At 49.5% G+C, this 25,291-nt stretch carries 18 protein-coding genes; 9 read left to right on the top strand and 9 right to left on the bottom strand.

Annotation, left to right across the window (positions count from 1 at the left end):
- Positions 1 to 7 precede the first annotated feature (7 nt).
- Positions 8 to 1,048 (bottom strand): FAD:protein FMN transferase ApbE, encoded by a 1,041-nt coding sequence (gene apbE, locus M979_RS02290; RefSeq protein ID WP_034456602.1) that lies wholly within the window; start codon positions 1,046 to 1,048, stop codon positions 8 to 10.
- Between the two features lie 139 nt (positions 1,049 to 1,187).
- Positions 1,188 to 2,297 (bottom strand): porin OmpC, encoded by a 1,110-nt coding sequence (locus M979_RS02285; protein ID WP_034456606.1) that lies wholly within the window; start codon positions 2,295 to 2,297, stop codon positions 1,188 to 1,190.
- Positions 2,298 to 3,176: 879 nt separating this feature from the next.
- Here M979_RS02285 and rcsD point away from each other — a divergent pair.
- Both rcsD and rcsB read left to right on the top strand, forming a co-directional pair.
- Positions 3,177 to 5,816, top strand: coding sequence for a phosphotransferase RcsD (gene rcsD, locus M979_RS02280; RefSeq protein ID WP_064553502.1), 2,640 nt, complete (start codon positions 3,177 to 3,179; stop codon positions 5,814 to 5,816).
- A gap of 16 nt (positions 5,817 to 5,832) precedes the next feature.
- A complete protein-coding gene (rcsB, locus tag M979_RS02275; RefSeq protein WP_034456612.1) occupies positions 5,833 to 6,483 on the top strand; it encodes a response regulator transcription factor RcsB in 651 nt (216 codons plus the stop codon).
- Between the two features lie 139 nt (positions 6,484 to 6,622).
- Here the strand turns inward: rcsB and rcsC are convergent, their stop codons facing one another.
- The 3 genes from rcsC to gyrA form a co-directional block, all read right to left on the bottom strand.
- Positions 6,623 to 9,475 (bottom strand): two-component system sensor histidine kinase RcsC, encoded by a 2,853-nt coding sequence (gene rcsC / locus M979_RS02270; RefSeq protein WP_064553475.1) that lies wholly within the window; start codon positions 9,473 to 9,475, stop codon positions 6,623 to 6,625.
- A gap of 158 nt (positions 9,476 to 9,633) precedes the next feature.
- Positions 9,634 to 10,020: an ASCH domain-containing protein gene (locus M979_RS02265; protein WP_034456618.1), complete on the bottom strand. Its 387-nt coding sequence runs from the start codon at positions 10,018 to 10,020 to the stop codon at positions 9,634 to 9,636.
- A gap of 109 nt (positions 10,021 to 10,129) precedes the next feature.
- Positions 10,130 to 12,778, bottom strand: a complete 2,649-nt coding sequence (gene gyrA / locus M979_RS02260; protein WP_064553473.1) for a DNA topoisomerase (ATP-hydrolyzing) subunit A — start codon at positions 12,776 to 12,778, stop codon at positions 10,130 to 10,132.
- A 159-nt stretch (positions 12,779 to 12,937) separates the two neighbouring features.
- Here gyrA and ubiG point away from each other — a divergent pair, with 159 nt between their 5' ends.
- The 4 genes from ubiG to yfaE all read left to right on the top strand — a co-directional run bounded on the left by ubiG (position 12,938) and on the right by yfaE (position 17,870).
- Positions 12,938 to 13,657 carry a bifunctional 2-polyprenyl-6-hydroxyphenol methylase/3-demethylubiquinol 3-O-methyltransferase UbiG gene (gene ubiG / locus M979_RS02255; RefSeq protein WP_064553470.1) on the top strand — a complete coding sequence of 240 codons (720 nt, stop codon included), beginning with the start codon at positions 12,938 to 12,940 and terminating at the stop codon, positions 13,655 to 13,657.
- 479 nt (positions 13,658 to 14,136) lie between these two features.
- Positions 14,137 to 16,422, top strand: coding sequence for a class 1a ribonucleoside-diphosphate reductase subunit alpha (nrdA, locus tag M979_RS02250; protein ID WP_064553468.1), 2,286 nt, complete (start codon positions 14,137 to 14,139; stop codon positions 16,420 to 16,422).
- A gap of 59 nt (positions 16,423 to 16,481) precedes the next feature.
- Positions 16,482 to 17,612 carry a class Ia ribonucleoside-diphosphate reductase subunit beta gene (gene nrdB, locus M979_RS02245; protein ID WP_034456628.1) on the top strand — a complete coding sequence of 377 codons (1,131 nt, stop codon included), beginning with the start codon at positions 16,482 to 16,484 and terminating at the stop codon, positions 17,610 to 17,612.
- 3 nt (positions 17,613 to 17,615) lie between these two features.
- Positions 17,616 to 17,870, top strand: a complete 255-nt coding sequence (gene yfaE / locus M979_RS02240; protein ID WP_064553466.1) for a class I ribonucleotide reductase maintenance protein YfaE — start codon at positions 17,616 to 17,618, stop codon at positions 17,868 to 17,870.
- Positions 17,871 to 18,066: 196 nt separating this feature from the next.
- On the opposite strand, the gene M979_RS02235 is transcribed toward yfaE, so the two are convergent.
- The 4 genes from M979_RS02235 to tctD all read right to left on the bottom strand — a co-directional run bounded on the left by M979_RS02235 (position 18,067) and on the right by tctD (position 22,110).
- Positions 18,067 to 19,263, bottom strand: a complete 1,197-nt coding sequence (locus M979_RS02235) for a nicotinamide mononucleotide deamidase-related protein YfaY (RefSeq protein WP_064553464.1) — start codon at positions 19,261 to 19,263, stop codon at positions 18,067 to 18,069.
- Between the two features lie 99 nt (positions 19,264 to 19,362).
- Positions 19,363 to 19,905: a YfaZ family outer membrane protein gene (locus tag M979_RS02230; protein WP_034456635.1), complete on the bottom strand. Its 543-nt coding sequence runs from the start codon at positions 19,903 to 19,905 to the stop codon at positions 19,363 to 19,365.
- A 137-nt stretch (positions 19,906 to 20,042) separates the two neighbouring features.
- Positions 20,043 to 21,449, bottom strand: a complete 1,407-nt coding sequence (locus M979_RS02225) for a sensor histidine kinase (protein WP_064553462.1) — start codon at positions 21,447 to 21,449, stop codon at positions 20,043 to 20,045.
- Positions 21,436 to 22,110, bottom strand: a complete 675-nt coding sequence (tctD, locus tag M979_RS02220; RefSeq protein ID WP_064553460.1) for a transcriptional regulator TctD — start codon at positions 22,108 to 22,110, stop codon at positions 21,436 to 21,438. Before tctD ends, M979_RS02225 begins: the two co-directional genes overlap by 14 nt.
- Before the next feature lie 140 nt (positions 22,111 to 22,250).
- Between tctD and M979_RS02215 the strand changes: the two genes are divergently transcribed.
- The 3 genes from M979_RS02215 (at position 22,251) to M979_RS02205 (ending at position 25,286) form a co-directional block, all read left to right on the top strand.
- Entirely contained in the window at positions 22,251 to 23,231 is a 981-nt protein-coding gene (locus M979_RS02215) for a Bug family tripartite tricarboxylate transporter substrate binding protein (RefSeq protein WP_064553458.1), read from the top strand.
- Between the two features lie 12 nt (positions 23,232 to 23,243).
- Positions 23,244 to 23,675, top strand: coding sequence for a tripartite tricarboxylate transporter TctB family protein (locus tag M979_RS02210; RefSeq protein ID WP_064553456.1), 432 nt, complete (start codon positions 23,244 to 23,246; stop codon positions 23,673 to 23,675).
- 93 nt (positions 23,676 to 23,768) lie between these two features.
- Positions 23,769 to 25,286, top strand: a complete 1,518-nt coding sequence (locus M979_RS02205) for a tripartite tricarboxylate transporter permease (RefSeq protein WP_034456645.1) — start codon at positions 23,769 to 23,771, stop codon at positions 25,284 to 25,286.
- The last annotated feature ends 5 nt before the right edge of the window (positions 25,287 to 25,291 follow it).

Raw genomic sequence — 25,291 nt, 5'->3', positions numbered from 1 at the left:
TCTAATTTTACTCGCTAAGTAAGAAGGTTTTAAACTGAGGCGACATCCAGGTTGTAAAACTATCGCCCTCTTTGGTTATTAAATAAACCGCCAGCCCCTCTTTTTCTGCCACCTGTTTGGCTTTTTCAGTTCCAAGTACCATCAAACCCGTATCCCAACCGTCTGCTTCCATTGCCGTTGGCGAAATCACCGTCGCGGAAACTAATTTATGCTGAATCGGTTGACCTGTTTGTGGGTCAATCACATGGGACAAACGCTTGCCATCCAGTTCGTAATAATTGCGATAGCTGCCTGAGGTGCTTATCCCGTGTCCATTGAGATCAACCACCGCCTGTACCGCATTTTCACGATCGGTAGGCTTCTGAATCGCCACTCTCCAGGCCTTATCATCAGGATTAGTACCCCGAGTAACCACCGCGCCACCAACGGAAACCAAATAACGGCTGATACCATTTTGTTCCATTAAACGCGCCAGATGATCGGCAGCATAACCCTCACCCATCGTGGAAAGATCAACATACAAACCTACAAGATCTTTCTGTAACCACTGTTTCCCGGCCTGGTTTATCACAGTGAGATGATGCAAACCGGTCAGCGCTTTCGCAGCATCAATTTGCGCCTGGTTAGGCGTTTTTATCGGTTGTTTATCTGGGCCAAATCCCCATAGATTCACCAGCGGGCCGACGGTAATATCCATCGCGCCATCCGTCTTCGCACCAATGCGCAAAGCCATGGTCACAATATCGCTCATTGCTTCAGCGACGGGATAAGGTTCCGTCGAAGAAGACTGGTTAAAGCGCGATAAAGCAGAATCTTTTTTATAGGTCGATAGCAGACGATCGTCACCATCTAGCTGTGCCTGAATTTTTTCCCGCAGCTCAGCCTGTCTCGCATTGTCCACACCTGCGAGACTTGCACGCCAGTATGTCCCCATGGTTTTACCTTCCAGCACCATGCCTGTATTAACTTTTGTTGCTGGGTTATCACAGCCTGCCAAAGCACCCAAAACTATGGCAAACAGGCCATAGCGTAATAATCGTAAGTCCATTGTTTCTCTCTCCAGTTTGAGCGCAAAAGGGTACACCAAGTGGCAAAGAATTGGATTAAAAGTGAAGGATTGTTGAGAGTCCAGACGTAAAAAAGGCGCCCTGAGGCGCCTTTTACAACGAACACTGCGAAAGCAGGAATTAGAACTGGTAAACCAGACCAACACCTACGATATCGTCAGTATTAACGCCGGCATCACGAGTGAAGTTGTTGTCGTCCAGCAGGTTGATTTTGTAATCAACATAGGTGGACATGTTTTTGTTGAAGTAGTAAGTCGCGCCAACATCAACGTATTTAACCAGATCCTGGTCGCCGTAACCTTCAATGTCTTTACCTTTAGACTGCAGGTAAGCAACAGATGGACGCAGACCGAAGTCGAACTGGTACTGAGCTACAACTTCGAAGTTCTGTGCTTTGTTTGCAAAGCCAGAAACCAGTGAGTCACCGCCACCGAAACGAGTCGCGTTATAGGTTTGGGTGTACTGAGCTGCCAGATAGATGTTGTTAGCGTCATATTTCATGCCGCCGCTGTAAGTTTCAGCACGATCGCCGTCACCCAGGTATGCATCGCTGTTCTGGTCAGTTGTACGCTTGGAGCTAGAAATCGCTGAACCAATGCTGAACCCTTCACCCAGATCATAAGTCAGGGAACCGCCTACGCCGTCGCCATTTTGTTTCAGAGCGCCACGGCCGTTAGCTGTAGAGCCTTCTCCGGAAACGCTGCCGTTTTTACCCTGATACTGCAGAGCAAAGTTCAGGCCGTCAACCAGACCGAAGAAATCGGTGTTACGGTAAGTTGCAACGCCGTTTGCACGGGATTGCAGGAAGTTATCAGAACCATAAGTGTCGCCGCCAAATTCTGGCAAAACGTCGGTCCATGAAGTTACGTCGTATACAACGCCGTAGTTACGACCATAGTCGAACGAACCATAGTCAGCAACACGAATACCTGCGAAACCGACACGAGTCCACGCCTGATCGCTGCTACCTTCAGTGTTGTTAGCCTGAACGTTGTATTCCCACTGGCCGTAACCGGTCAGTTGGTCATTAATCTGAGTTTCGCCTTTGAAACCGATACGAACGTATGACTGGTCACCATTTTGACCATCATTGTCAGAAAAGTAATGTAAGCCATCTACTTTACCGTACAGATCTAATTTGTTGCCATCTTTGTTATAAATTTCGGCCGCATGAGCGGTGCCTGCTACCAGCAATGCTGGAACCAGGAGGGACAGTACTTTAACTTTCATGTTATTAACCCTCTGTTATATGCCTTTTTATATGCCACTGCTTACTGATTAATTTACTAATCAGTCGGCTAACCCATTCTCCAAAACAAATACAGATTAATCCAATCCGAATATGATACTAAAACCATAGAGATGTTTCATTTGTCTATATAGGTGTTTCAGAATGTAAATATGAGGGAACTTTTTTAGGCACAAAAAGACAATGATATAAGCACTAATCGTCAAAAAAAATAAAATAATTAATAAAATCATAGCGATGAATTAAATCATTACACGTAGCACTGAATGATAAAACACACTCAAAATTTATATATAAAATAACTCCCGCTATCATCATTAACTTTATTTATTACCGTCATTCAGCTTTGAATGTCTGTTTACACTTATTTGGACCGGATGCTTGCATCCGGTTTTTTTTACGTTTCTTTACGTAACTTTAATCATTTTGTGCTACTCCCCTCAAAAAATAACGCCTATTAATAAATTGCCGCTTCGCTTACAGAGAAATCTCACCTCTCATGCGGGAATTTTCTCAAAAAAGAAAACCTAAATAGACAATCATTTCATATTAAATAATTGTACAAATGAAATTTATTTGTACAAAAATACCGCGAAAAGTTGGCTAAAATACACTCTGGTTAATGGCATTATTTCGGCTAATTATCAACAACCTGGAAATGTGACGATTTCGAATTATACTCGTTGAGTTTTAAGACACAGACGATGACGCCAACGCCTGTTGCAGGTATTCTTGATCTGATGTGTTGGTTTTCTTACTAACAGCTATAACGCCTGCTGGCATGCCTTGCAGAGCAGTGGATTTTTTTACGTGGCGAATGCTCGCCGGGTTGCGCGCTAACAATGAGTCAGTCAGACGGTATGATCCCTAATAAATTTTCGCTTATTCCCGGCAATATCACGCGCTTTTTCCTGCTATTGATAGTCGTGCTACTGGTTGCCATGGGTGTCATGGTGCAAAGTGCCGTCAACACCTGGCTCAAGGATAAAAGCTATCAGATTGTCGACATCACCCACGCGCTTCACAAAAGGGTTGATACCTATCGTTACGCAACCTGGCAAATTTATGACAACATCGCCGTTTCAACGGCGCCAGCAAGCGACGGCCTGCAAGAAACGCGTCTACGTCAGGATGTGTATTATTTAGAGAAACCACGTCGTAAAACCGAAGCCCTCATCTTTGGCTCGCACGACAGCTCAACACTGGATATGACACAACGTATCTCTACTTATCTTGATACCTTGTGGGGTGCTGAAAACAGCCCGTGGTCGATGTACTATTTAAATGGCCAGGATAACAGCATGATCCTGGTCTCTACCTTGCCACTTAAAGATCTTTCTTCCGGTCTCAAAGAAAGCGGCGTCGGTTCCATAGTCGATTCACGCCGCGCTGAAATGCTTCAGCAAGCAAACGCACTTGATGAGCGTGAAAGCTTCTCTCAGCTACGCCATCTGGCGTGGCAAAACGGTTATTACTTTACCCTGCGAACAACCTTTAACCAGCCTGGTCACCTGGCAACGGTCGTAGCGTTTGATTTACCCATCAACGATTTGATTCCACCAGGGATGTCACTAGACAGCTTCCGTCTGGAAAATAACGATGCTCCAATGGCAGCTAACGGTATAGAAAAAGAAGATCCGGATAGCATCTCCATTAATTTTAATGGTGCGAAAATTGAAATAGCGTCCCCGCTTGCTACAACCCATATGCGGCTGGTCTGGCAGGTTCCTCTCGGCACCCTACTGATGGACACCTTGCAAAATATTATATTACCTCTGCTACTCAATATCGGCCTGCTGGCGCTGGCGCTGTTCGGCTTCACCACTTTCCGCCAACAGGCAGCCCGTCCTGTAGAGACACAGAACGGCAACGGCGAATTACAAATTTTACGTGCACTCAACGAAGAGATTGTCTCGCAATTGCCACTGGGCCTGTTGGTACATGACCTGGATTCAAATCGCACAGTCATCAGCAATAAAATTGCCGACCATTTGTTGCCACACCTTAATCTGCAAAACATCATTGCGATGGCCGATCAGCATCAGGGTGTGATTCAGGCAACAATCAATAATGAACTGTATGAAATTCGCCAGTTTCGCAGCCAGATTGCGCCACGCACGCAGATATTTGTGATTCGCGACCAGGACCGCGAAATTCTGGTTAACAAAAAGCTCAAGCAAGCTCAGCGTTTATATGAAAAAAACCAGCAGGGACGAATTACGTTCATGCAGAACATTGGGGAAGCGCTACAGCTACCGGTGAAAAATATCGCCGAACATGCCAGTGAACTAAATACTCCGCAGGGGCACGCAATTGCCAATGAAGCCCAAAGCATCGTGCGCCTGGTGGATGAGATTCAGTTGCTCAACATGCTGGAAACCGATACCTGGAAAACGAATGCAACGCTGTTCGCAATCCAGCCATTGATTGATGAAGTTGCACTGGAAATGTTGCCTATTATCAAGCGTAAAGGTTTGCAGCTGCTGATCAACAACCATTTGGCGGCAGATGAAGAGCGTCACGGTGACCGCGAAGCACTACGTAAAGTGCTCCAGTTATTGCTGCATTATTCCGTAACGACGACCCAAATTGGCAAAATCACCCTGGATATTACTGAAGAAGAGTCTGGGCCGGACCGTCTACTATTCCGTATTTTGGATACCGGTGAAGGTATCAGTAGTGGTGAAGTCGATAATCTCCACTTCCCTTTCCTCAACGCAACCAGTGAAGATCGTTACGGGCGTGCTAATGGATTAACATTCTATTTATGCGACCAGCTTTCACGCAAACTCGGGGGGCATCTGAATATCAAGACCCGTGAGGAAATTGGTACACGCTACAATTTGCATATCAAAATGACAGCCGAACCACAGCATGAAGAGCAGGAAGAGAAACTGCTCGATGATGTAGTGGCGATGATTGATATCACCTCCAGTGAGGTCCGAAATATTGTCACTCGCCTGCTGGAAAACTGGGGTGCGCAGTGCATCACTCCGGATGAAAGACTGGCTAGTCAAGAGTTTGATATCTTCCTGACAGATAATCCGTCTAATCTTACATCTTCGGGTTTGCTTTTAAGCGATGATGAGAACGGAATGCGGAAGCTAGGCCCAGGCCAGTTCCGAGTTAACTTTAATATCAGTAATGCCATGCAGGATGCGGTGCTGCAGCTGATAGAAGAGCAACTGGCGCAAGAAGGTATTTCAGAATCACCGCTGGGTGGCGATGAAAATGCACAACTTCATGCCAGCGGCTATTACGCACTGTTTGTCGACACAGTACCGGAAGATGTTAGGAGATTGTATACTGAATCTGCGGCGCACGATTTCGCAGCATTAGCGCAAACAGCTCACCGCTTGAAGGGAGTGTTTGCAATGCTCAATCTGGTACCCGGCAAACAGTTATGTGAAACGTTAGAGCATCACATTCGTGAAAGTGATGCTACCAACATACAAAAATATACCAGCGATATTGACGCTTACGTCAAGAGTTTGCTGTAGCAAGGTAGCCTATTACATGAACAGTATGAACGTAATTATTGCCGACGACCATCCGATTGTCCTGTTCGGCATTCGTAAATCACTCGAGCAGATCGAGTGGGTGAATGTTGTCGGTGAGTTTGAAGATTCCACAGCGCTTATCAATAACCTGCCAAAACTTGATGCTCACGTTTTGATAACCGATCTTTCAATGCCTGGCGACAAATACGGCGACGGCATTACGCTTATCAAGTACATCAAACGTCACTTCCCTGACATTTCAATCATCGTTCTGACGATGAATAACAACCCAGCTATTTTGAGCGCTGTGTTAGAACTGGATATCGAAGGAATTGTGCTTAAGCAAGGCGCGCCAACTGATTTACCAAAAGCGCTGGCTGCCCTGCAGAAAGGCAAAAAATTCACACCGGAAAGCGTATCTCGCCTGCTGGAAAAAATCAGCGCGGGTGGGTACGGTGACAAACGCTTGTCTCCAAAAGAGAGCGAAGTTTTGCGTCTGTTTGCCGAAGGTTTCCTGGTGACTGAGATTGCTCGCAAACTGAACCGCAGTATCAAAACCATCAGTAGCCAGAAGAAATCAGCCATGATGAAACTGGGCGTGGAAAATGACATTGCGTTGCTGAACTATCTTTCGTCGGTAAGTCTGTCCCCGGCCGACAAAGACTAACCATACCCGCCATACTTCACGTTGTAGGGGTGTTGGCTGCATTCGCTCACCCCAGTCACTTACTTGAGTAAGTTCCTGGGGATGAGTTATTTAACTGCCTACCTGCAACTTGAATTATTTAGGATAAATATTTTATCCCTTATAACTCCCTGGTCTTCCTCACCCTTGCCGCATAAAGATCGACCGTCGTTTTAAGAATATCCAGCGTTACTGGTTTCGACAGGCAGCTATCCATTCCCGACTCAATACAGCGTTGTTTCTCTTCTGCAAGCGCATTTGCCGTCACCCCCACTACAGGCAAAGTCAAACCGAGCTGACGAATCCGTTGTGTCAGGCGATAACCATCCATATTCGGCATGTTGACGTCGCTGAGCACAATATCAATGTGATTTTTACTCAACACATTCAGTGCATCGACACCGTCGTTCGCCGTTTTACATTGATAGCCCAACGATCCTAGCTGATCTGCCAGCAAACGTCGGTTGATAGGGTGATCATCGACGACAAGAATCATCATATCGTCATTTTTTTCATTACTGTCAGCGGCTACCGGTTGGGTAGAATCCGCCCCTGGCAGATTAACCGTAATGCTATAAATGCGCCCAAGGAGCAGCAACAAATCATGGGGTGCGGCAAGGCTATGTAACCAGCAACCCGGCGAGGCTTCAATTGGGATTCCGATATGTCGACGGCAGAAGATAATGGCGGCGCGCCCTTCCCAGGCTTTTTCCAGCTCATCATCGGTTATCAAGATATCGTCGTTATCAGGCAGCTGGCCCTGATACTGCCGAACATCGATTTGGTTACGAGTAAGTACAGACTCGAGATATTTACTCAACGAAGCATTACGCACCGCCAGCCAGCAGCGTTTATTAACCAACCCTTCAACCTGGGATTGCTCGGCGTATTTTGCAGCGTATAAAGGAATACGGATTGTAAACTGGCTCCCCATCCCCACTTCAGTATCTACGGCAATATCGCCATCCATCATGCTAATTAGCTTCTCGCAGATAGCCAGTCCAAGCCCTGTGCCCTGGAAGTTATGCTGCACGCCTGTGCCCACCTGGAAGAATGGGTCAAATAAGCGAGTGACTTCTTTTGCCGGGATACCTACGCCGGTATCACGCACACGCCAGGAGAGGTAATCCCCTTCCACACTGACGTGCAGAACAATGCAGCCAATATCGGTAAATTTGATGGCGTTACTGAGTAAGTTAGAAATGACCTGTTGCAAACGCATTGGGTCACCTTGCAGCGTCAGCGGCACATCCGGTTCGATAAAACAGTACAGTCCGAGCTGTTTACGCACCACCAACGGCAGATAGTTTGCGGTGATATGGCTCATCACTTCGCGTGGTGAGAACTCATGCGGCTCTATTTTTAACTGCTCGGATTCAATTTTCGAGAAATCGAGAATATCGCTGATGATTTTCAGCAACAGGCTCGATGAGTTATTCATCGCCGTTACCAGGCGATCTACCCCTTTCGGTAGCTCTTTAGTCTGCAATAAATCCAGGTTACCGATAATGCCGTAGAGCGGCGTACGCAGTTCGTGACTCACGGTGGCTAAGAACATGGATTTTGACTGGCTCGCCTGCTCAGAGGCTTGTGCCATTTCCTGGAGCGACTCTTCCATCTTGACGCGCGCACTGACATCCACCAGCACACAAATCGCCACGTTTTCATTCCGGTAACGCGAATGGACAAAGCTAATCTGCAAGTTGGTATGGCTACTGGTCAGCACATCGACAAAATTAACCTGCTGGCCACAGATAATTTGTGTTAACCGTTGTCGGTCTTCATGGGTCAGCATGTTGAGATAATTGTGCGCCAGCTCATTACTCAGAATGTTTGTCCCATCCTGAGTACGTAAAATACAGATACCGACCGGCGCTGAGGCCACAATTTTACGGTTGAACTGCTCGTGCTCTTCGAGACGCAGGGCATCATTTTCCGCAGGAATAAAGATCCGTTTTTCATACATACGCGCCAGAGTAAACAGCAAGCCCCCCACTAGGATATTCAGCAGCACCGCATTGAGAATCAGCATGCGAATGCGTTCAAGCACCATATCCACAGGTACGGAGTACACCACGCTCATCGATGACGGCGGCAGGTTTTTCTTGAGAATAAATTGCTTATATCCGGCGGTATAGCCAAACCAGGAACGTTCCTGAAGCCATTTTTCATCAGGCTGAATATTTGCTTCCGGGCCTGTCAGTGAAATCAATGGATGGCTATTTTCATCGAGAATCGTTACGCCAATTGGCATTGAACCTGGTGACAGGAAGTTCTCCATGCGGATGGTTTGCTCAACACCCAGCAGAGCCTGCAAGCGGTTAGCCAGATACACAGGCGTAAGAGTATAGAAATACCCGACCCCAGGGCGCGACCCCTGACCAATCCAGTAAATACTATTGCTGCGCTCATCTTGTGGTGCATTGCGATATTTCATGATGCGCTCATGCAATGTTTTCAACGCTTTTTCACGCTCAAGGGGCATTTCGCGCAGGCCGAAATCCGCCATACACAGATTGTCACCGCCAATCAAAAAGACGCGATTAAGATCGTAGGCTGCAGAGAAATTGTCTCGCCAGTAGCGCAAGAACCACGCCAGTGATTGCAAAGAAGAGCGCCAGGTTGAGCTGACAGCTGAACAGTCCGAGTCCGGGAACAACGGCATGAAACTCGGTGGGTCGACTCTGTTGTCATCATTTTCCACGGACGGCAACACGCCATTAGCGGCGGTCAGACGATTTTCCGCAATGTACTTGAGCTCTTTCACCACATCAGACGTACGCTGGATATAACGCTGTGCCTGGTCAAAGCTGATATTAAATTCCTGGCGAATTTCTGCCTCTTTTTCATGTAGGGCATTCATGATGTAGAACACCGAAAAGAGCGCAATCAGCAGCCAAAGCAATAAAGCCAGTGCCCGAAACAGGTAGCGGGAAACTTTTAGTGTGGTGCGAAAGGAGACAAGATATTTCAAATTGAGCCTGGTCGTGGAAATTGCAAAACTTTAGATGCCGTTAAGGTAGCCGCAAAAATGGCAGCCCGCAACGGCAAAGGGAGTAAGGTTTTTCGCGATTAATACCTGCAATTTGCCGTGACGGCTGTCTGCATCTATCGGATCGCGAGGTACTACGATCAGAATTTTTCGATAACTTTGAAATGCATCAACACTAATGTCATATCCGGAGAGAACAGATCGTACTCTTCAAAAAAGCGTTTATGCTCGTTGCGCCAGTACGCCAGCGTGCGGTCACCTTCACCTTCTGCCAGAGCGTGGGCTTCATCCACCTGTTCAAAAGTCGTCATTTCCGTCGTGGTCAGTTCAATCGCGCAAACCGGCTTATTCTTGCCATCAACCACCACAAAAACATCGCCAGGCTGGGCAATGCCCTCGCCATCCAGGTTAGCGCAGGTGGCTGTTTTCACGCCATCGAGCACTAATTTAGCCAGTTCATCAGCCTGTTTTTCGGTATCACCAAACGCCCAGCGTTCTACATCTTCATACTTCTCAGGAATAGCCATTGAGTTACCTTATGAGTTAAACCAAGCCTAACTTGATATTAAAATAAAAAACGCCCGATGCAATAAATGCATCGGGCGTTATGAGTCATATCAAACAACAAAATTCAGATTATTCGTCTGCTTCGTCGTCTGCTTCATCAGAAGCGTTGTCATCTACGTCTGCTTCTGGTGCGATTTCGTCATCACCTTCCGCAACTGAGCCGTCGATGGCATCCAGTTCTTCTTCATCAACCGGTTCTGCAACACGTTGCAGGCCCACCACGTTTTCATCATCCGCAGTACGGATAAGGATAACGCCCTGGGTGTTACGGCCAACGACACTCACTTCAGAAACGCGAGTACGTACCAGAGTCCCTGCATCGGTAATCATCATAATCTGGTCGGTATCTTCAACCTGTACCGCGCCAACGACGCTGCCGTTACGCTCGGTGACTTTGATGGAGATAACGCCCTGAGTTGCACGTGACTTCGTCGGATACTCATCAGCCGCGGTACGTTTACCATAACCATTCTGCGTCACGGTCAGGATAGAACCTTCACCGCGTGGAATGATCAGGGAAACCACTTTGTCTTCACCCGCAAGCTTAATACCACGAACACCTGTTGCAGTACGGCCCATGGTACGAACGGCGTCTTCTTTGAAGCGCACCACTTTACCCGCAGCCGAGAACAGCATGGCTTCGTTGCTACCGTCGGTCAAATCAACACCAATCAGCTCGTCACCTTCGTTCAGGTTAACAGCGATGATGCCCGCTGAACGTGGGCGGCTGAAGTCGGTCAACGCAGTTTTCTTCACGGTACCGCTTGCGGTCGCCATAAATACGTTAACGCCTTCGGCATATTCACGAACCGGCAGAATAGCGGTAATACGTTCGTTCGCTTCCAGTGGCAACAGGTTAACAATTGGACGGCCACGCGCACCACGGCTCGCTTCCGGCAACTGATAAACCTTCATCCAATACAGGCGACCACGGCTGGAGAACAGCAGAATGGTATCGTGGGTATTGGCAACCAACAGGCGGTCGATAAAGTCTTCTTCTTTAATACGTGCTGCGGATTTACCTTTACCACCACGACGTTGTGCTTCGTAGTCGGTCAGCGGCTGATATTTCACATAGCCCTGATGGGACAGCGTCACAACCACATCTTCGCGGTTGATCAGATCTTCAATGTTGATATCAGAGGTATTCGCGGTGATCTCGGTGCGACGCTTGTCGCCAAACTGATCGCGCATGGCAACCAGCTCTTCGGTGATCACTTCCATCAGACGTTCAGCGCTGCCCAAAATGTGCAGCAACTCAGCAATCTGTTCCAACAACTCTTTGTATTCGTCGAGCAGTTTTTCATGCTCAAGGCCGGTCAGTTTCTGCAAACGCAGATCCAGAATTGCCTGAGCTTGTTGTTCGGTCAGGAAATATTGACCATCGCGAATACCGAACTCTGGTTCCAGCCACTCAGGACGCGCAGCATCATCACCGGCACGTTCCAGCATGGCAGAAACGTTGCCCAGAGCCCATGAACGGGCAATCAGGCCAGCTTTCGCTTCGGCGGCATTTGGAGAATGACGAATCAGCTCGATAATCGGGTCGATGTTCGCAAGCGCAATCGCCAGACCTTCGAGGATGTGTGCACGGTCGCGTGCTTTACGCAGTTCGAAAATAGTACGACGAGTCACAACTTCACGGCGGTGACGCACGAACGCAGAAAGAATGTCTTTCAGGTTCATGATCTTCGGTTGGCCCTGGTGCAGCGCAACCATGTTGATACCGAAAGAAGTTTGCAGTTGAGTCTGAGAATAAAGATTATTCAGAACCACTTCGCCCACTGCATCGCGTTTAATTTCGATAACAATGCGCATACCGTCTTTATCGGACTCATCACGCAGAGCGCTAATGCCCTCAACGCGTTTGTCTTTCACCAGTTCAGCGATTTTCTCAATCAGGCGAGCTTTGTTTACCTGGTATGGAATTTCATGAACGATGATGGTCTCACGACCTGTTTTCGCATCTGCTTCAACTTCTGCACGGGCGCGAATGTAAATCTTGCCACGACCAGTGCGATACGCTTCTTCAATGCCACGACGGCCATTGATGATAGCGGCAGTTGGGAAGTCCGGGCCTGGGATGTGTTCCATTAACCCTTCAACGGTAATGTCTTCGTCTTCAATAAACGCCAGGCAGCCGTTGATAACTTCAGTGATGTTATGAGGCGGGATGTTAGTTGCCATACCTACTGCGATACCGGATGAACCGTTAACCAGCAAGTTAGGAATTTTGGTCGGCATAACATCAGGAATGCGCTCGGTTCCGTCGTAGTTATCGACGAAATCTACCGTGTCTTTTTCGAGATCGGCCATCAGTTCGTGAGCGATTTTCGACATACGGATTTCCGTATAACGCATCGCCGCGGCGGAGTCACCGTCCACAGAACCAAAGTTACCCTGGCCATCTACCAACATGTAACGCAATGAGAATGGCTGCGCCATACGCACGATAGTGTCATAGACAGCGGTATCACCATGAGGGTGATATTTACCGATTACGTCACCAACAACACGGGCGGATTTTTTGTACGCTTTATTCCAGTCATTGCCCAATACGTTCATGGCGTAAAGTACGCGACGGTGTACCGGCTTGAGTCCATCGCGGACATCTGGCAGTGCGCGGCCGACAATAACCGACATCGCGTAATCCAGATATGAGCTCTTTAGCTCTTCCTCAATGTTGACCGGTGTAATTTCTCTGGCAAGGTCGCTCATGTATCCGCTATCCCTCTACTGTGTCCCGGATTCAAAGGTCGCAAATTATAACACAATCGCCCTACTTTGGGGAAACCACAACATGGTTGCCGAATGGTTTATTCACAGACATTGACTGATATACTCCCGCCACGAAACGAACAAGGAGTGAGTAGCCCCATGAATGCCGAAAACCAGCCGGTTATCCAGAACGTCGACCATGATGAAATCGCCAAATTCGAAGCCGTAGCCTCACGCTGGTGGGATCTTGAAGGCGAATTTAAGCCTCTGCACCGCATCAACCCGCTGCGTTTGGGTTATATCAGTCAACGCGCAGAGGGGTTATTTGGCAAAACGGTGCTTGATGTCGGCTGTGGCGGTGGGATTCTTGCAGAGAGCATGGCGCGCGAAGGTGCCAATGTGACCGGGCTGGATATGGGTTTCGAACCATTACAGGTTGCTAAGCTCCATGCGCTGGAAAGCGGTATCAAGGTTGACTACGTCCAGGAAACCGTTGAGCAGCACGCGGAAAAATTTGCCGGGAAATATGACGTGGTGACCTGTATGGAAATGCTGGAGCATGTGCCGGATCCGAAATCAGTCGTGACTGCCTGTGCGAAATTGGTAAAACCAGGTGGTCACGTCTTTTTCTCCACCTTAAACCGGAATGGTAAATCCTGGCTGATGGCGGTGGTCGGTGCAGAGTACATCCTGCGCATGGTGCCAAAAGGTACACACGACATTAAAAAATTCATCAAGCCTGCGGAATTACTGGCCTGGGTGGATGAGACTCAACTGCGCGAACGTCACATGACCGGGTTACATTTCAACCCGCTGACCAATACCTTCAAACTCGCGCCAGGCGTTGATGTTAACTATATGCTGCACACCGAGAGCTAACTGAACAGCTTTTCATAAAATAAATCTATATACCCTAAATAATTCGAGTTGTGGGTAGGCGGCAAGGGAGCTTACCCCCGGGAGCTTACTAAAGTAAGTGACTGGGGTAAGTGAGAGCAGCCAACACCCCCACAGCTTGAAGTATGACGGGTATAAATTGCGCGGTATCAAGTTGCGCACTTACCCATTAAGTTTAAGAAATCAGCACTCGATCAAAAATATCATTTTTTTTGCATCCCATTGACAATTGTCACAGGCCTTATGTGACGTGGACTTAGCGAAATTCCGCTTGTCACAACCTTAAATCCGTCTCGAAATCAATACTTGTTCTCAGCCGATTAGTTACTAGAATACTCACCATATAGTGATCAAGTAATCCATAACCCCCTACATATAGTATTTATCCACAAGGTTAGCCACTAGAGGCCAACTGTGGATAAACGGGGCATTTTTCATTTCACGGACAGGTACAAACGCACATGAATCAGAGTCTGCTGGTTACAAAACGTGACGGTCGCACTGAGCGTATCGATCTGGATAAAATCCATCGAGTTCTGGATTGGGCCGCCGAAGGCTTAAATAACGTATCCGTATCACAGGTTGAACTGCGCTCGCACATCCAGTTTTATGACGGCATCAAAACCTCTGACATTCATGAAACCATCATCAAAGCAGCTGCCGATTTAATCTCTCGCGAAGCGCCTGATTACCAGTACCTGGCTGCACGCCTGGCTGTGTTCCATCTGCGCAAAAAAGCTTACGGTGAGTTCGAGCCGCCAAAGCTCTATAACCATGTCGTGAAAATGGTTGAGATGGGCAAATACGATCAACATCTGCTGGAAGACTACACGGAAGAAGAGTTCAAGCAGATGGACGATTATCTCGACCATGATCGTGATATGAGCTTCTCTTACGCGGCTGTTAAACAGCTCGAAGGCAAATACCTGGTACAGAACCGTGTGACCGGCGAAATCTACGAAAGCGCACAGTTCCTCTATATTCTGGTAGCCGCCTGCCTGTTCTCTGGCTACCCGCGCGAAACCCGTCTGAGCTACGTGAAGCGTTTTTACGATGCGGTTTCTACCTTCAAAATTTCTCTGCCTACGCCGATTATGTCTGGCGTGCGCACCCCAACTCGCCAGTTCAGCTCTTGCGTACTGATCGAGTGCGGCGACAGCCTGGACTCCATCAACGCCACTTCCAGCGCCATTGTGAAATACGTCTCCCAACGCGCAGGCATCGGCATCAACGCCGGTCGTATCCGTGCGTTGGGTAGCCCAATTCGCGGTGGTGAAGCGTTCCACACCGGTTGTATCCCGTTCTACAAACACTTCCAGACCGCAGTGAAATCCTGCTCTCAGGGCGGCGTACGTGGCGGTGCTGCGACACTGTTCTACCCAATGTGGCACCTGGAAGTTGAAAGCCTGCTGGTACTGAAAAACAACCGTGGTGTTGAAGGCAACCGCGTACGTCACATGGATTACGGCGTGCAGATCAACAAGCTGATGTACACCCGTTTGTTGAAAGGCGAAGACATCACACTGTTCAGCCCGTCTGACGTCCCAGGTCTTTACGATGCGTTCTTTGCTGACCAGGAAAAATTCGAGCAGCTGTATACCAAATACGAAAAAGACGACAGCATCCGTAAGCAACGCGTGAAAGCCGTTGAACTGTTCTCGCTAATGATGCAGGAACGCGCGTCTACTGGCCGTATCTACATTCAGAACGTTGACCACTGCAACACCCATAGCCCGTTTGACCCGGCTATCGCGCCAGTTCGCCAGTCCAACCTGTGCCTGGAAATCGCGCTGCCGACCAAACCAATGAATGACATCAACGACGAAGACGGTGAAATTGCACTGTGTACGCTGTCTGCATTCAACCTGGGTGCTATCGAAAGTCTGGATGAGCTGGAAGAGCTGGCAATTCTGGCGGTACGTGCGCTGGATGCCCTGTTGGATTACCAGGACTACCCAATCATTGCCGCTAAACGCGGTGCGATGGGCCGTCGTACTCTGGGCGTTGGTGTGATTAACTTCGCTTACTACCTGGCGAAGAATGGCGTTCGTTACTCCGACGGCAGCGCCAATAACCTGACGCACAAAACCTTCGAAGCGATTCAATATTACCTGCTGAAAGCATCGAACGAGCTGGCGAAAGAGCAAGGCCCATGCCTGTGGTTCAACGAAACCACCTATGCGAAAGGCATTCTGCCAATCGACACGTACAAGAAAGACCTGGATGTCATCAGCAACGAGCCGCTACATCTGGACTGGGAAACGCTTCGTGAGTCGATTAAAACTCACGGCCTGCGTAACTCCACGCTCTCTGCGTTGATGCCATCTGAAACCTCTTCGCAGATTTCTAACGCCACCAATGGTATCGAGCCACCGCGCGGCCATATCAGCATTAAAGCGTCGAAAGACGGTATCCTGCGCCAGGTTGTGCCGGATTACGAAACACTGAAAGACAACTATGAGCTGCTATGGGATCTGCCAAATAACGACGGTTACCTGCAATTAGTGGGTCTGATGCAGAAATTTATCGACCAGTCGATCTCTGCAAACACCAACTATGACCCAACGCGCTTCCCGTCTGGTAAAGTGCCGATGCAGCAGTTGCTGAAAGATTTGCTCACCGCCTATAAATTCGGTGTTAAAACGCTTTACTATCAGAACACCCGCGACGGTGCGGAAGATGCGCAAGACGACCTGGCGCCTTCAATCCAGGACGATGGCTGCGAAAGCGGCGCATGTAAAATCTAACTTAAAATCCCCTCACTTTGCTGAGGGGATTTTTTCGACGCATGACAGGATTTAACCCTATGGCTTACACCACTTTTTCACAGACGAAAAACGATCAGCTTGCAGAACCGATGTTCTTTGGCCAGCCGGTGAACGTGGCACGCTACGATCAGCAAAAATATGACATCTTCGAAAAGCTGATTGAAAAGCAACTCTCCTTCTTCTGGCGCCCGGAAGAAGTGGACGTTTCCCGCGACCGTATCGATTATCAGGCGCTGCCCGATCACGAAAAACACATCTTCATCAGCAATCTGAAATACCAGACCCTGCTGGACTCCATTCAGGGCCGCAGCCCTAACGTTGCTCTGCTGCCGCTTATCTCTATTCCTGAGCTGGAAACCTGGGTCGAAACGTGGGCGTTTTCCGAAACTATCCACTCGCGCTCTTACACCCATATCATCCGTAATATCGTTAACGATCCGGCGATTGTGTTTGACGATATCGTCACTAACCAGGAAATCTTAAAGCGCGCAAAAGATATCTCCGGTTATTACGACCGACTGATTGAAATGACCAGCTACTGGCATCTGCTGGGCGAAGGCACGCACAACGTCAACGGCAAAACCGTGACCGTAAACCTGCGAGCACTCAAGCGCCAACTCTATTTATGCCTGATGAGCGTTAACGCGCTGGAAGCGATTCGCTTCTATGTCAGCTTTGCCTGCTCCTTCGCTTTCGCCGAACGCGAACTGATGGAAGGCAATGCTAAAATCATCAAGCTGATTGCCCGTGACGAAGCGCTGCATCTGACAGGCACGCAGCACATGCTAAACCTGATGCGCTCTGGTGAAGACGATCCTGAAATGGCAGAAATCGCCCTGGAATGCCGCCAGGAGTGCTACGACCTGTTCGTACTGGCCGCCGAGCAAGAAAAAGAGTGGGCAAGCTACCTGTTCCGTGACGGTTCGATGATCGGACTGAACAAAGATATTCTCTGCCAGTATGTTGATTACATTACCAACATCCGTATGCAGGCAGTCGGTCTGGACCTGCCATTTAAAACGCGTTCTAACCCAATCCCATGGATCAACGCCTGGCTTGTGTCTGACAACGTGCAGGTTGCACCGCAAGAAGTGGAAGTGAGTTCTTATCTGGTCGGGCAGATTGATTCAAACGTTAATACCGACGATTTAAGCGATTTTCAGCTGTAAATTATGAGCCGCATTACGCTACGAATCACCGGAGCACAGCTCCTGTGTGAAGAAGAACATCCTTCCCTGTTGGCGACTCTGGAATCTCACCAGGTCGCCGTAGAATATCAGTGTCGAGAAGGTTACTGCGGCTCCTGCCGTACCCGCTTGATTGCGGGCGAAGTGAAGTGGCTTACCGAACCGCTGGCGTTTATCCAGCCCGGTGAAATATTGCCTTGCTGCTGCCAGGCACACGGCGATATTGAGATTGAGATGTAAAAAAACCTCCTGCTGGAGGTTTCAGATTGCTGACAAAGGATGATGAACGGATTTTGTAGGGTGGATAAGCGTTAGCGTCATCCACCATTTTCGCCAGTTTTGTCGGATGACGCTGCGCTTATCCGACCTACGAAAAGATTTGTCATTCGTCTCAAACCTCCTGCTGGAGGTTTTTTTATGCGTACTGATTTGTTAATTACGCACGGATCACATCCACAACATTAACCCAGCCATGCTCTGCGGCAACATCCCAGCCGTTAAGCCAGCGACGCAGCATATTTAATGCCATCATCGCGCAGACTTCCTGACGTGTACGCAGGGCGTAGCGGGTCACACTGAATTTGACTTGCAGCCCATAAGTGCCTTTTGGCGTGTGTAGAGCAAAGTTAAGCTGCTCGTCATCCAGGCTTCCCACCACCAGCGCAACAGCGCTACCAGCTTGCAGTGCGAACGCTTTAGCACGCCCGGTCAATTGCGCCAGTGTTTCAGGACGAGACGATAAGACTTCACTGTTCCCCAGCGGCGCTTGCACGCTGGCAAGCTGCAAGCAGAGCAGCCCGGCGGTGAATTGCTCACTGACTGCAATATTGAGCGACTGTGCTCTCAGGCGTTCGGCAAGTTGCGCAGGTAAACCTTCTGTTCCTTCAAAAATGGCACTTTCACCGGCAACACGCTGCACTTGCGGCCATACGGCTTCCATCGCCTGGCGTTGGCTTGCCGGGCCGGTCAATTTTAATTCGATAATCGGCATTGATGAGCGATAGCCCATTACCGCGCCTTCCGGTAACGGAATCGGCTCAAGACTTTGAGCTAACTCGCTTTCGGAACGCCCGAAAGTGGTAAGACGCAGGCAAACTGGCGGCTCTGGCAGCACAAAGCGCTCACGCAAACGCGGCATGATTTGTTGCTCGACCATCACCTTAAATTCGGAAGGAACACCGGGAGTGAAAAACATCAGACAGCGGTTGAGCTGTAGAGCAAAGCCACAGGCTGTACCAACCGGGTTATCAACCATTTCACTGGTCGCAGGGATTAATGCCTGCTTGCGATTGCTCGGTGCCATTTCACGCCCGCGCTCGGCGAAGAAACGCTCCATATGCGCAAGCCATTCCTGATGCATTACCAGTTCCACACCTGCGGCAGTGGCGGCAGCCAGTGCACTGAGGTCGTCACTGGTTGGCCCAAGGCCACCATTTACAATCAGAACATCCGCCTGCTCGCTGCGCTCTTTAAGCACCGCGATTAAATCTTCAAGACTGTCGCCCACCGTATTGCGGCGCGACATCGGTAAACCCTGGTTAAAAAAGTAATCAGCAAGCCAGGCTGCGTTAGTGTCAATAATTTGACCGTGCAGCACTTCGTCGCCGGTAGACAGCATTTCCACTTTTATCATCGTTGTACTCCGCGGGAAGATAACGATTTACTATAACTCAAGCAGGATAGATTGGGCTGAAATGAATAGGCCGCGACAGAATGTCGCAGCCTGAAAAGATTAGAATCTTGCGCTTACGCCGACATATGGGCCATCAGCGATGGTGTTATTACGATCGCCATCTTTACCATCAACACCAATGTAACGGTAACCTGCTTCAACGCTAATCGGGCGCATGATTGTCCAACGCGCACCGCCGCTTGCTTCTTGATAGTTTTTCACGCCGCTGGACAGTGAATCCGGGGAGTAATAGTAATCACCAAACACGGTGAAGCTTTCGAAAATAGGCCAGCTCAGACCACCGCCTACTGCAACCGCATAGCCTTCTTTGCTGTCGTTCGGGTTCAGATAAACACCGCGCCCGCCAACCGTTGCCATCATTGGCCCCAATGGAACATTCAGACCTAAGCCAAGACCGACAATATCGCCATCGTCATCGTTGTGCGCATAGTTGCCGTTGATAGCAATACCTGAGGATTCGGTACCAAAACCTACGCCAACGTTAGTATATTTTTCACCCGCCTCACCACTAACACTGATTGCGCTTGCCGATGCAGATACGAGTGCCAAACCGGCAACGCCAGCCATTAATAATTTGTTCATGCTTTCAATCCTGAGCAGAAAAAGGGATATCCCTGAAAAGCGCCGATTCTACCGCCCCGATTGATGTAAGCAATGTATCAGGAATACTTTTCGTCATTCCTTTGTAAGAAAATGAAAAAAAAGTATTTCACGGCGCCTTAAGTGCCCAAAAGTTTAATTCTCACCAACAACCCACCAGCTGCTGAACGCAGCAATTCAGGCCGTGTACGATGATAACGCGCAATATCATTAACCAGCGCAAGCCCAATCCCCGCTCCACTTTGCTCAGCACTGTTATCTAAACGATGGAATGGCATCAGCGCATGGCGAACCTGGCCACTCTCAATACCCGGGCCGTTATCTTCAATTTCCAGCCAGACAATTTGCGATTCATCACGGGTGACACGAATAGTCACAATACCGTTCTCTGGCGTGTATTTCAGCGCATTATCCAGCAGATTCATGCACATCTCCCCCAGCAGCAACGGCTCGCCGGTTATCAAGGCCGCTGATAAGCCTTCATAGCCCAAATCGATATTTTTACTTCTCGCCTGCGCCATACAGGAGAAACAACACGCCTGGGCGATTTTCACTAAATCCACCGCCTCCATCGTTTGCCCTTCAGACTGGTCCAGGCGACTAAGCCGCGAAAGTTGTAATAACCGCTCGGTTAAATGGATGGTGTTATCCAGCGTGACTTGCATCGCCTCCAGACTTTCACGCCACTGCATCGGATCGGGGCTACTGAGTGCTACTGACGCCTGCGTTTTTAGCACCGTGAGGGGTGTACGCAGTTGGTGGGAAGCATCGGCACTGAACCGGGACTGCCTGGTAACCAGGCCACGTAGCCTATCGATATAGCGGTTAAATGAAACTATCAATAAGCGGGTTTCCGACCAGGGCAATAAATCAGGTAGCGGGTTGAGATCGCCAGGATCACGGCGCACCATCAGCACTGAAAGTTGGCGCATCGGTTTTAGCACACGTCTTAATAATAGCCAGGCGAGCGTCAGGGTCAGCAGCACCAGGCCCCCTTGAGTCAGGGTCGCAGACATCAACAAACGAACCGCAAGTGCGTGCCGTGACTGAACGGTTTCGGCAACAATAATTTGTGCCATCCCGTTTACCCCACCTTCATTGACGGGCTGAAGCAGGCGCGCAACACGCAATGCCTGTCCCCGGTATGTGGCGTTATAGAACCACGCCAGCGCGGGATAGAGATCGGTGCCGGGGGTATTTTTTGGCATATCGGGTAAGTCGTCGTAACCCGATATGACATTGCCCTGGGTATCTGTGACTTTGTAATACAACCGGTCGTTCATATTGCGCTCGAAACTATCGAGTACGACCCACGGCACATCCACTGCGAGCTTACCGTCATGCACCACCAGCTGTTCCGCCACAGTGCGTGTCGAGGCCAGTAATGTACGGTCGTAGGCCTGAGTGGCAGCATTCATCGCGCTTAAATAGCCGCTCACTGCCGATAAGCCCCACAAAATAAATAATGGTAACCCCAGGAAAAGCAGCAATTGTCCGAATAAAGATTGCGGTTTAATGGCTCGCATCACTGCACTCCAGCACATAGCCGAGCCCGCGTAGCGTGGTTATCTGAACATTGCTGGTGATTAATTTTTTCCGCAACCGGTGAATATAAAGTTCGATGCTTTCCGGGCTGGCGTCGTCGCTCAAACTAAACACCTGTTCAAACAGCTGCTGCTTGGGAACCGGACGCGTACGGCGGTACATCAATACCGTCAGGATCGCGTGTTCTCGTGGAGTTAATGCCAGCGGTTTGTTATCCAACAGGAAATAACCCTCATCGTGAAAAGCGAGTTGCCCCAGCTGTTGTTGCTCATGGATTTGCCCCTCGCTACGTCGCACCAGCGCCCGCAGCCGTGCATCGAGCTCCTCGAGCTCAAAAGGCTTTGGCAGATAGTCATCAGCCCCCGTATTCAACCCTTTAACACGATCGCTCACCGTACTGTGTGCTGTTAGCAGCAGTACCGGCAATATCTGCCCGCGTTTACGCAAACGCTGTAAAACCTCCAGACCATCCATTCTCGGCATCCCGATATCCATTACTGCGACCGCATAGCGTTCGTTTTGTAATAGATGATCGGCAGCCTGACCATCAAACACACAATCCACCGCAAAGCCCGCTTGTATCAGGGCTTTCTCCAGCCAGTGAGCCAGCTCACGGTTATCTTCCGCCAGTAAGAGACGCATATCACATCCTGTAAAGTTTCTGCCGTCCTGAAAGGTAAATGAAAGGTTATTGCTTTAACAATCACGCAACGAAGCAGCTGTAATGCGCTTCACATAATGCGAAACATCTACCGCCTTTTTGACGTGAGGATGAATAAAAAATGAAACGTACCCTACTCTCTGGTTTTATTGCTTCAGCTTTTTTATTAACCGCTTTCAGTACTCTGGCAGCAGAAGTCCCCTCCCGCACCGAGTGTATCGCCCCGGCCAAACCTGGCGGTGGTTTTGACCTGACGTGCAAATTGATTCAGGTCAGCCTGCAAGAAACGGGCGTACTTGAAAAACCAATGCGCGTTACCTACATGCCAGGCGGCGTCGGCGCTGTGGCTTACAACGCAATTGTTGCTCAGCGCCCTGCGGAAGCAGGCACTGTTGTCGCCTTCTCCGGTGGATCTTTGCTGAACCTATCGCAAGGTAAATTTGGTCGTTATGGCGTGGATGATGTGCGCTGGCTGGCAAGTGTTGGCACCGATTACGGCATGATTGCCGTGCGTGCTGATTCACCGTGGAAGGATCTGAAATCACTGTTAGCGGCGATGGAAAAAGATCCTAATAGCGTGGTGATTGGTGCTGGCGCATCCATCGGCAGCCAGGACTGGATGAAGACTGCCTTGCTTGCGCAAAAAGCTAACGTCGATCCACACAAAATGCGTTACGTCGCTTTTGAAGGTGGTGGCGAACCGGTAACGGCGCTGATGGGTAATCACGTTCAGGTAGTTTCAGGCGATCTTAGCGAAATGGTGCCTTATATCAGCGGTGACAAACTGCGTGTATTGGCAGTGTTTGCTAACGAACGTTTACCTGGTGAACTGGCACAAATCCCTACCGCAAAAGAGCAAGGTTATGATCTGGTGTGGCCGATAATCCGCGGCTTCTACGTCGGCCCGAAAGTGAGCGATGCGGAATACCATTGGTGGGTCGAAACCTTCAACAAACTCCAACAAACCGACGATTTTAAAAAGCAGCGTGATCTGCGTGGCCTGTTCGAATTCAACATGACTGGCAAAGAGCTGGATAATTATGTGAAGAAACAGGTCACTGATTATCGCGAGCAAGCCAAAGCATTTGGCCTTGCTAAGTAACAGGAGGCGATGATGAGCGATCGTATTTTTGCCGGGATCTGGATTGTTCTGTGTATTGGTGGCCTGTTTATCGGCTGGCAAATTCAGAGCGAATACAGTTATGAACCAGTCGGGCCGCGCCCGTTTCCTTTAACCATTATCGGTCTGATGTTGATGTGCGCGGTGTTGTTGATACTGCGTCATCCCGACGTGGTGGAGTGGCCGCACCGCCAGACGCTGCAACGCTTACTGATTATGGTCGCAACCCTTGCACTGTACGCATGGGCATTCGAATGGCTCGGTTTTCCTCTCGCAACGACGCTCCTCACCGCCTGTTTCGGTTTGCTGTTTGGCGCGACAATTCCGGCAGCATTAATTTCCGGGGTGGTGATGGGGGGCGTGTTGTTCTACTCCTTTGACCGTCTGTTGGATGTGACCCTTCCTCTCGGTGTTTGGCTGAGTTGACCTATGATCTAGCCCCTTTAGTTTTCGAGGTGTAGGCAGGCGGCAAACTTACGCATCTGCAACTTGAAAGCTGGCGGGGTGAACGGAGTACTTATGGATACCTGGTTCTATCTCTCGCAAGGTTTTGCCGTTGCTCTGACGCCGGAAAACCTAATGATCGCCCTGATTGGTTGCTTTGTCGGCACCATTGTTGGGCTGCTGCCTGGCCTCGGCCCGATTAATGGCGTGGCGATTTTACTGCCGCTGGCCTTCGCACTTAAATTACCGCCGGAGTCAGCATTAATTCTGCTGGCAACGGTTTATATCGGTTGTGAATACGGAGGACGCATCTCATCGATACTGCTTAACGTTCCGGGGGATGCGGCCGCCATTATGACCGCACTCGATGGTTATCCGATGGCGAAGCAGGGTCGTGGTGGCGTGGCGTTATCTATTTCCGCCGTAAGTTCGTTTATTGGCTCCCTACTGGCAATTATTGGCATCATTCTTTTTGCACCCGCACTGGCGCAATGGTCGCTAGCGTTTGGACCTGCTGAATACTTTGCATTGATGGTCTTTGCCATTGCCTGCCTCGGTAGCATGATGGCGCAAAATCCGCTGAAGTCGTTTCTTGCAGCACTGATTGGTCTGGGTCTTGCCACCGTCGGAGTGGATGCCAACACCGGGGTATATCGCTTCACATTCGATAGCGTTCACCTCTCCGACGGTGTGCAATTTATTGTGGTTGTAATTGGTCTGTTCTCAGTTTCAGAAATTCTGTTAATGCTGGAAAGCACCAGCAGCGGACAAGTATTGGTGCGTAAAACCGGGCGCATGATGTTTAGCATGAAGGAGGCCGCGCACTGTACCGGAGCCGCTTTACGCTCATCCGTTATCGGTTTCTTTGTCGGGATTTTGCCGGGTGCGGGTGCCACCATCGCCAGTGCCATTGCATATATGACCGAGAAGAAGATAAGCGGTAATAGCGACACGTTTGGTAAAGGTGATATTCGTGGCGTTGCAGCACCGGAAGCGGCAAATAACGCCTCTGCCTGCGGCTCGTTTATCCCAATGTTAACGCTCGGCGTGCCGGGTTCTGGCACCACGGCGGTGATGATGGGCGCGCTAACGCTCTATAACATTACGCCTGGGCCTGCGATGTTTACCGAGCAGCCGGATATTGTTTGGGGTTTGATTGCTTCGCTGCTGATTGCCAACGTGATGCTGCTTATCATGAACATCCCATTAATCGGCTTCTTTACCAAGATGTTGAGCATTCCGTTGTGGTTCCTGGTGCCAGCCATTGCCGCGGTTTCTGCGGTTGGCGTTTACGCAGTACATAGTACGACCTTCGATTTGCTATTGATGGTCGGGCTGGGTGTACTGGGTTATATCCTGCGCAAAATGCACTTCCCAATGTCACCATTAATTCTGGGTTTCGTCCTGGGTGAAATGTTGGAGCAAAACCTGCGCCGCGCGCTGTCAATCAGCAACGGCGGGTTGAGCATTCTGTGGGAGAGTGGTGTAGCGAAAGGTCTGCTGATTATGGCCGTAACGGTGATTATCGTACCACCGGTTCTGCGCATGATTCGCCGGCAGCGGAATAAATCAGCCTTAGAATCGGGCATGTAGTCGGA

The sequence above is a fragment of the Buttiauxella noackiae ATCC 51607 genome (assembly GCF_001654865.1).
Lineage (GTDB): Bacteria > Pseudomonadota > Gammaproteobacteria > Enterobacterales > Enterobacteriaceae > Buttiauxella > Buttiauxella noackiae.
This window is presented reverse-complemented; position numbering and strand designations above follow the sequence as displayed.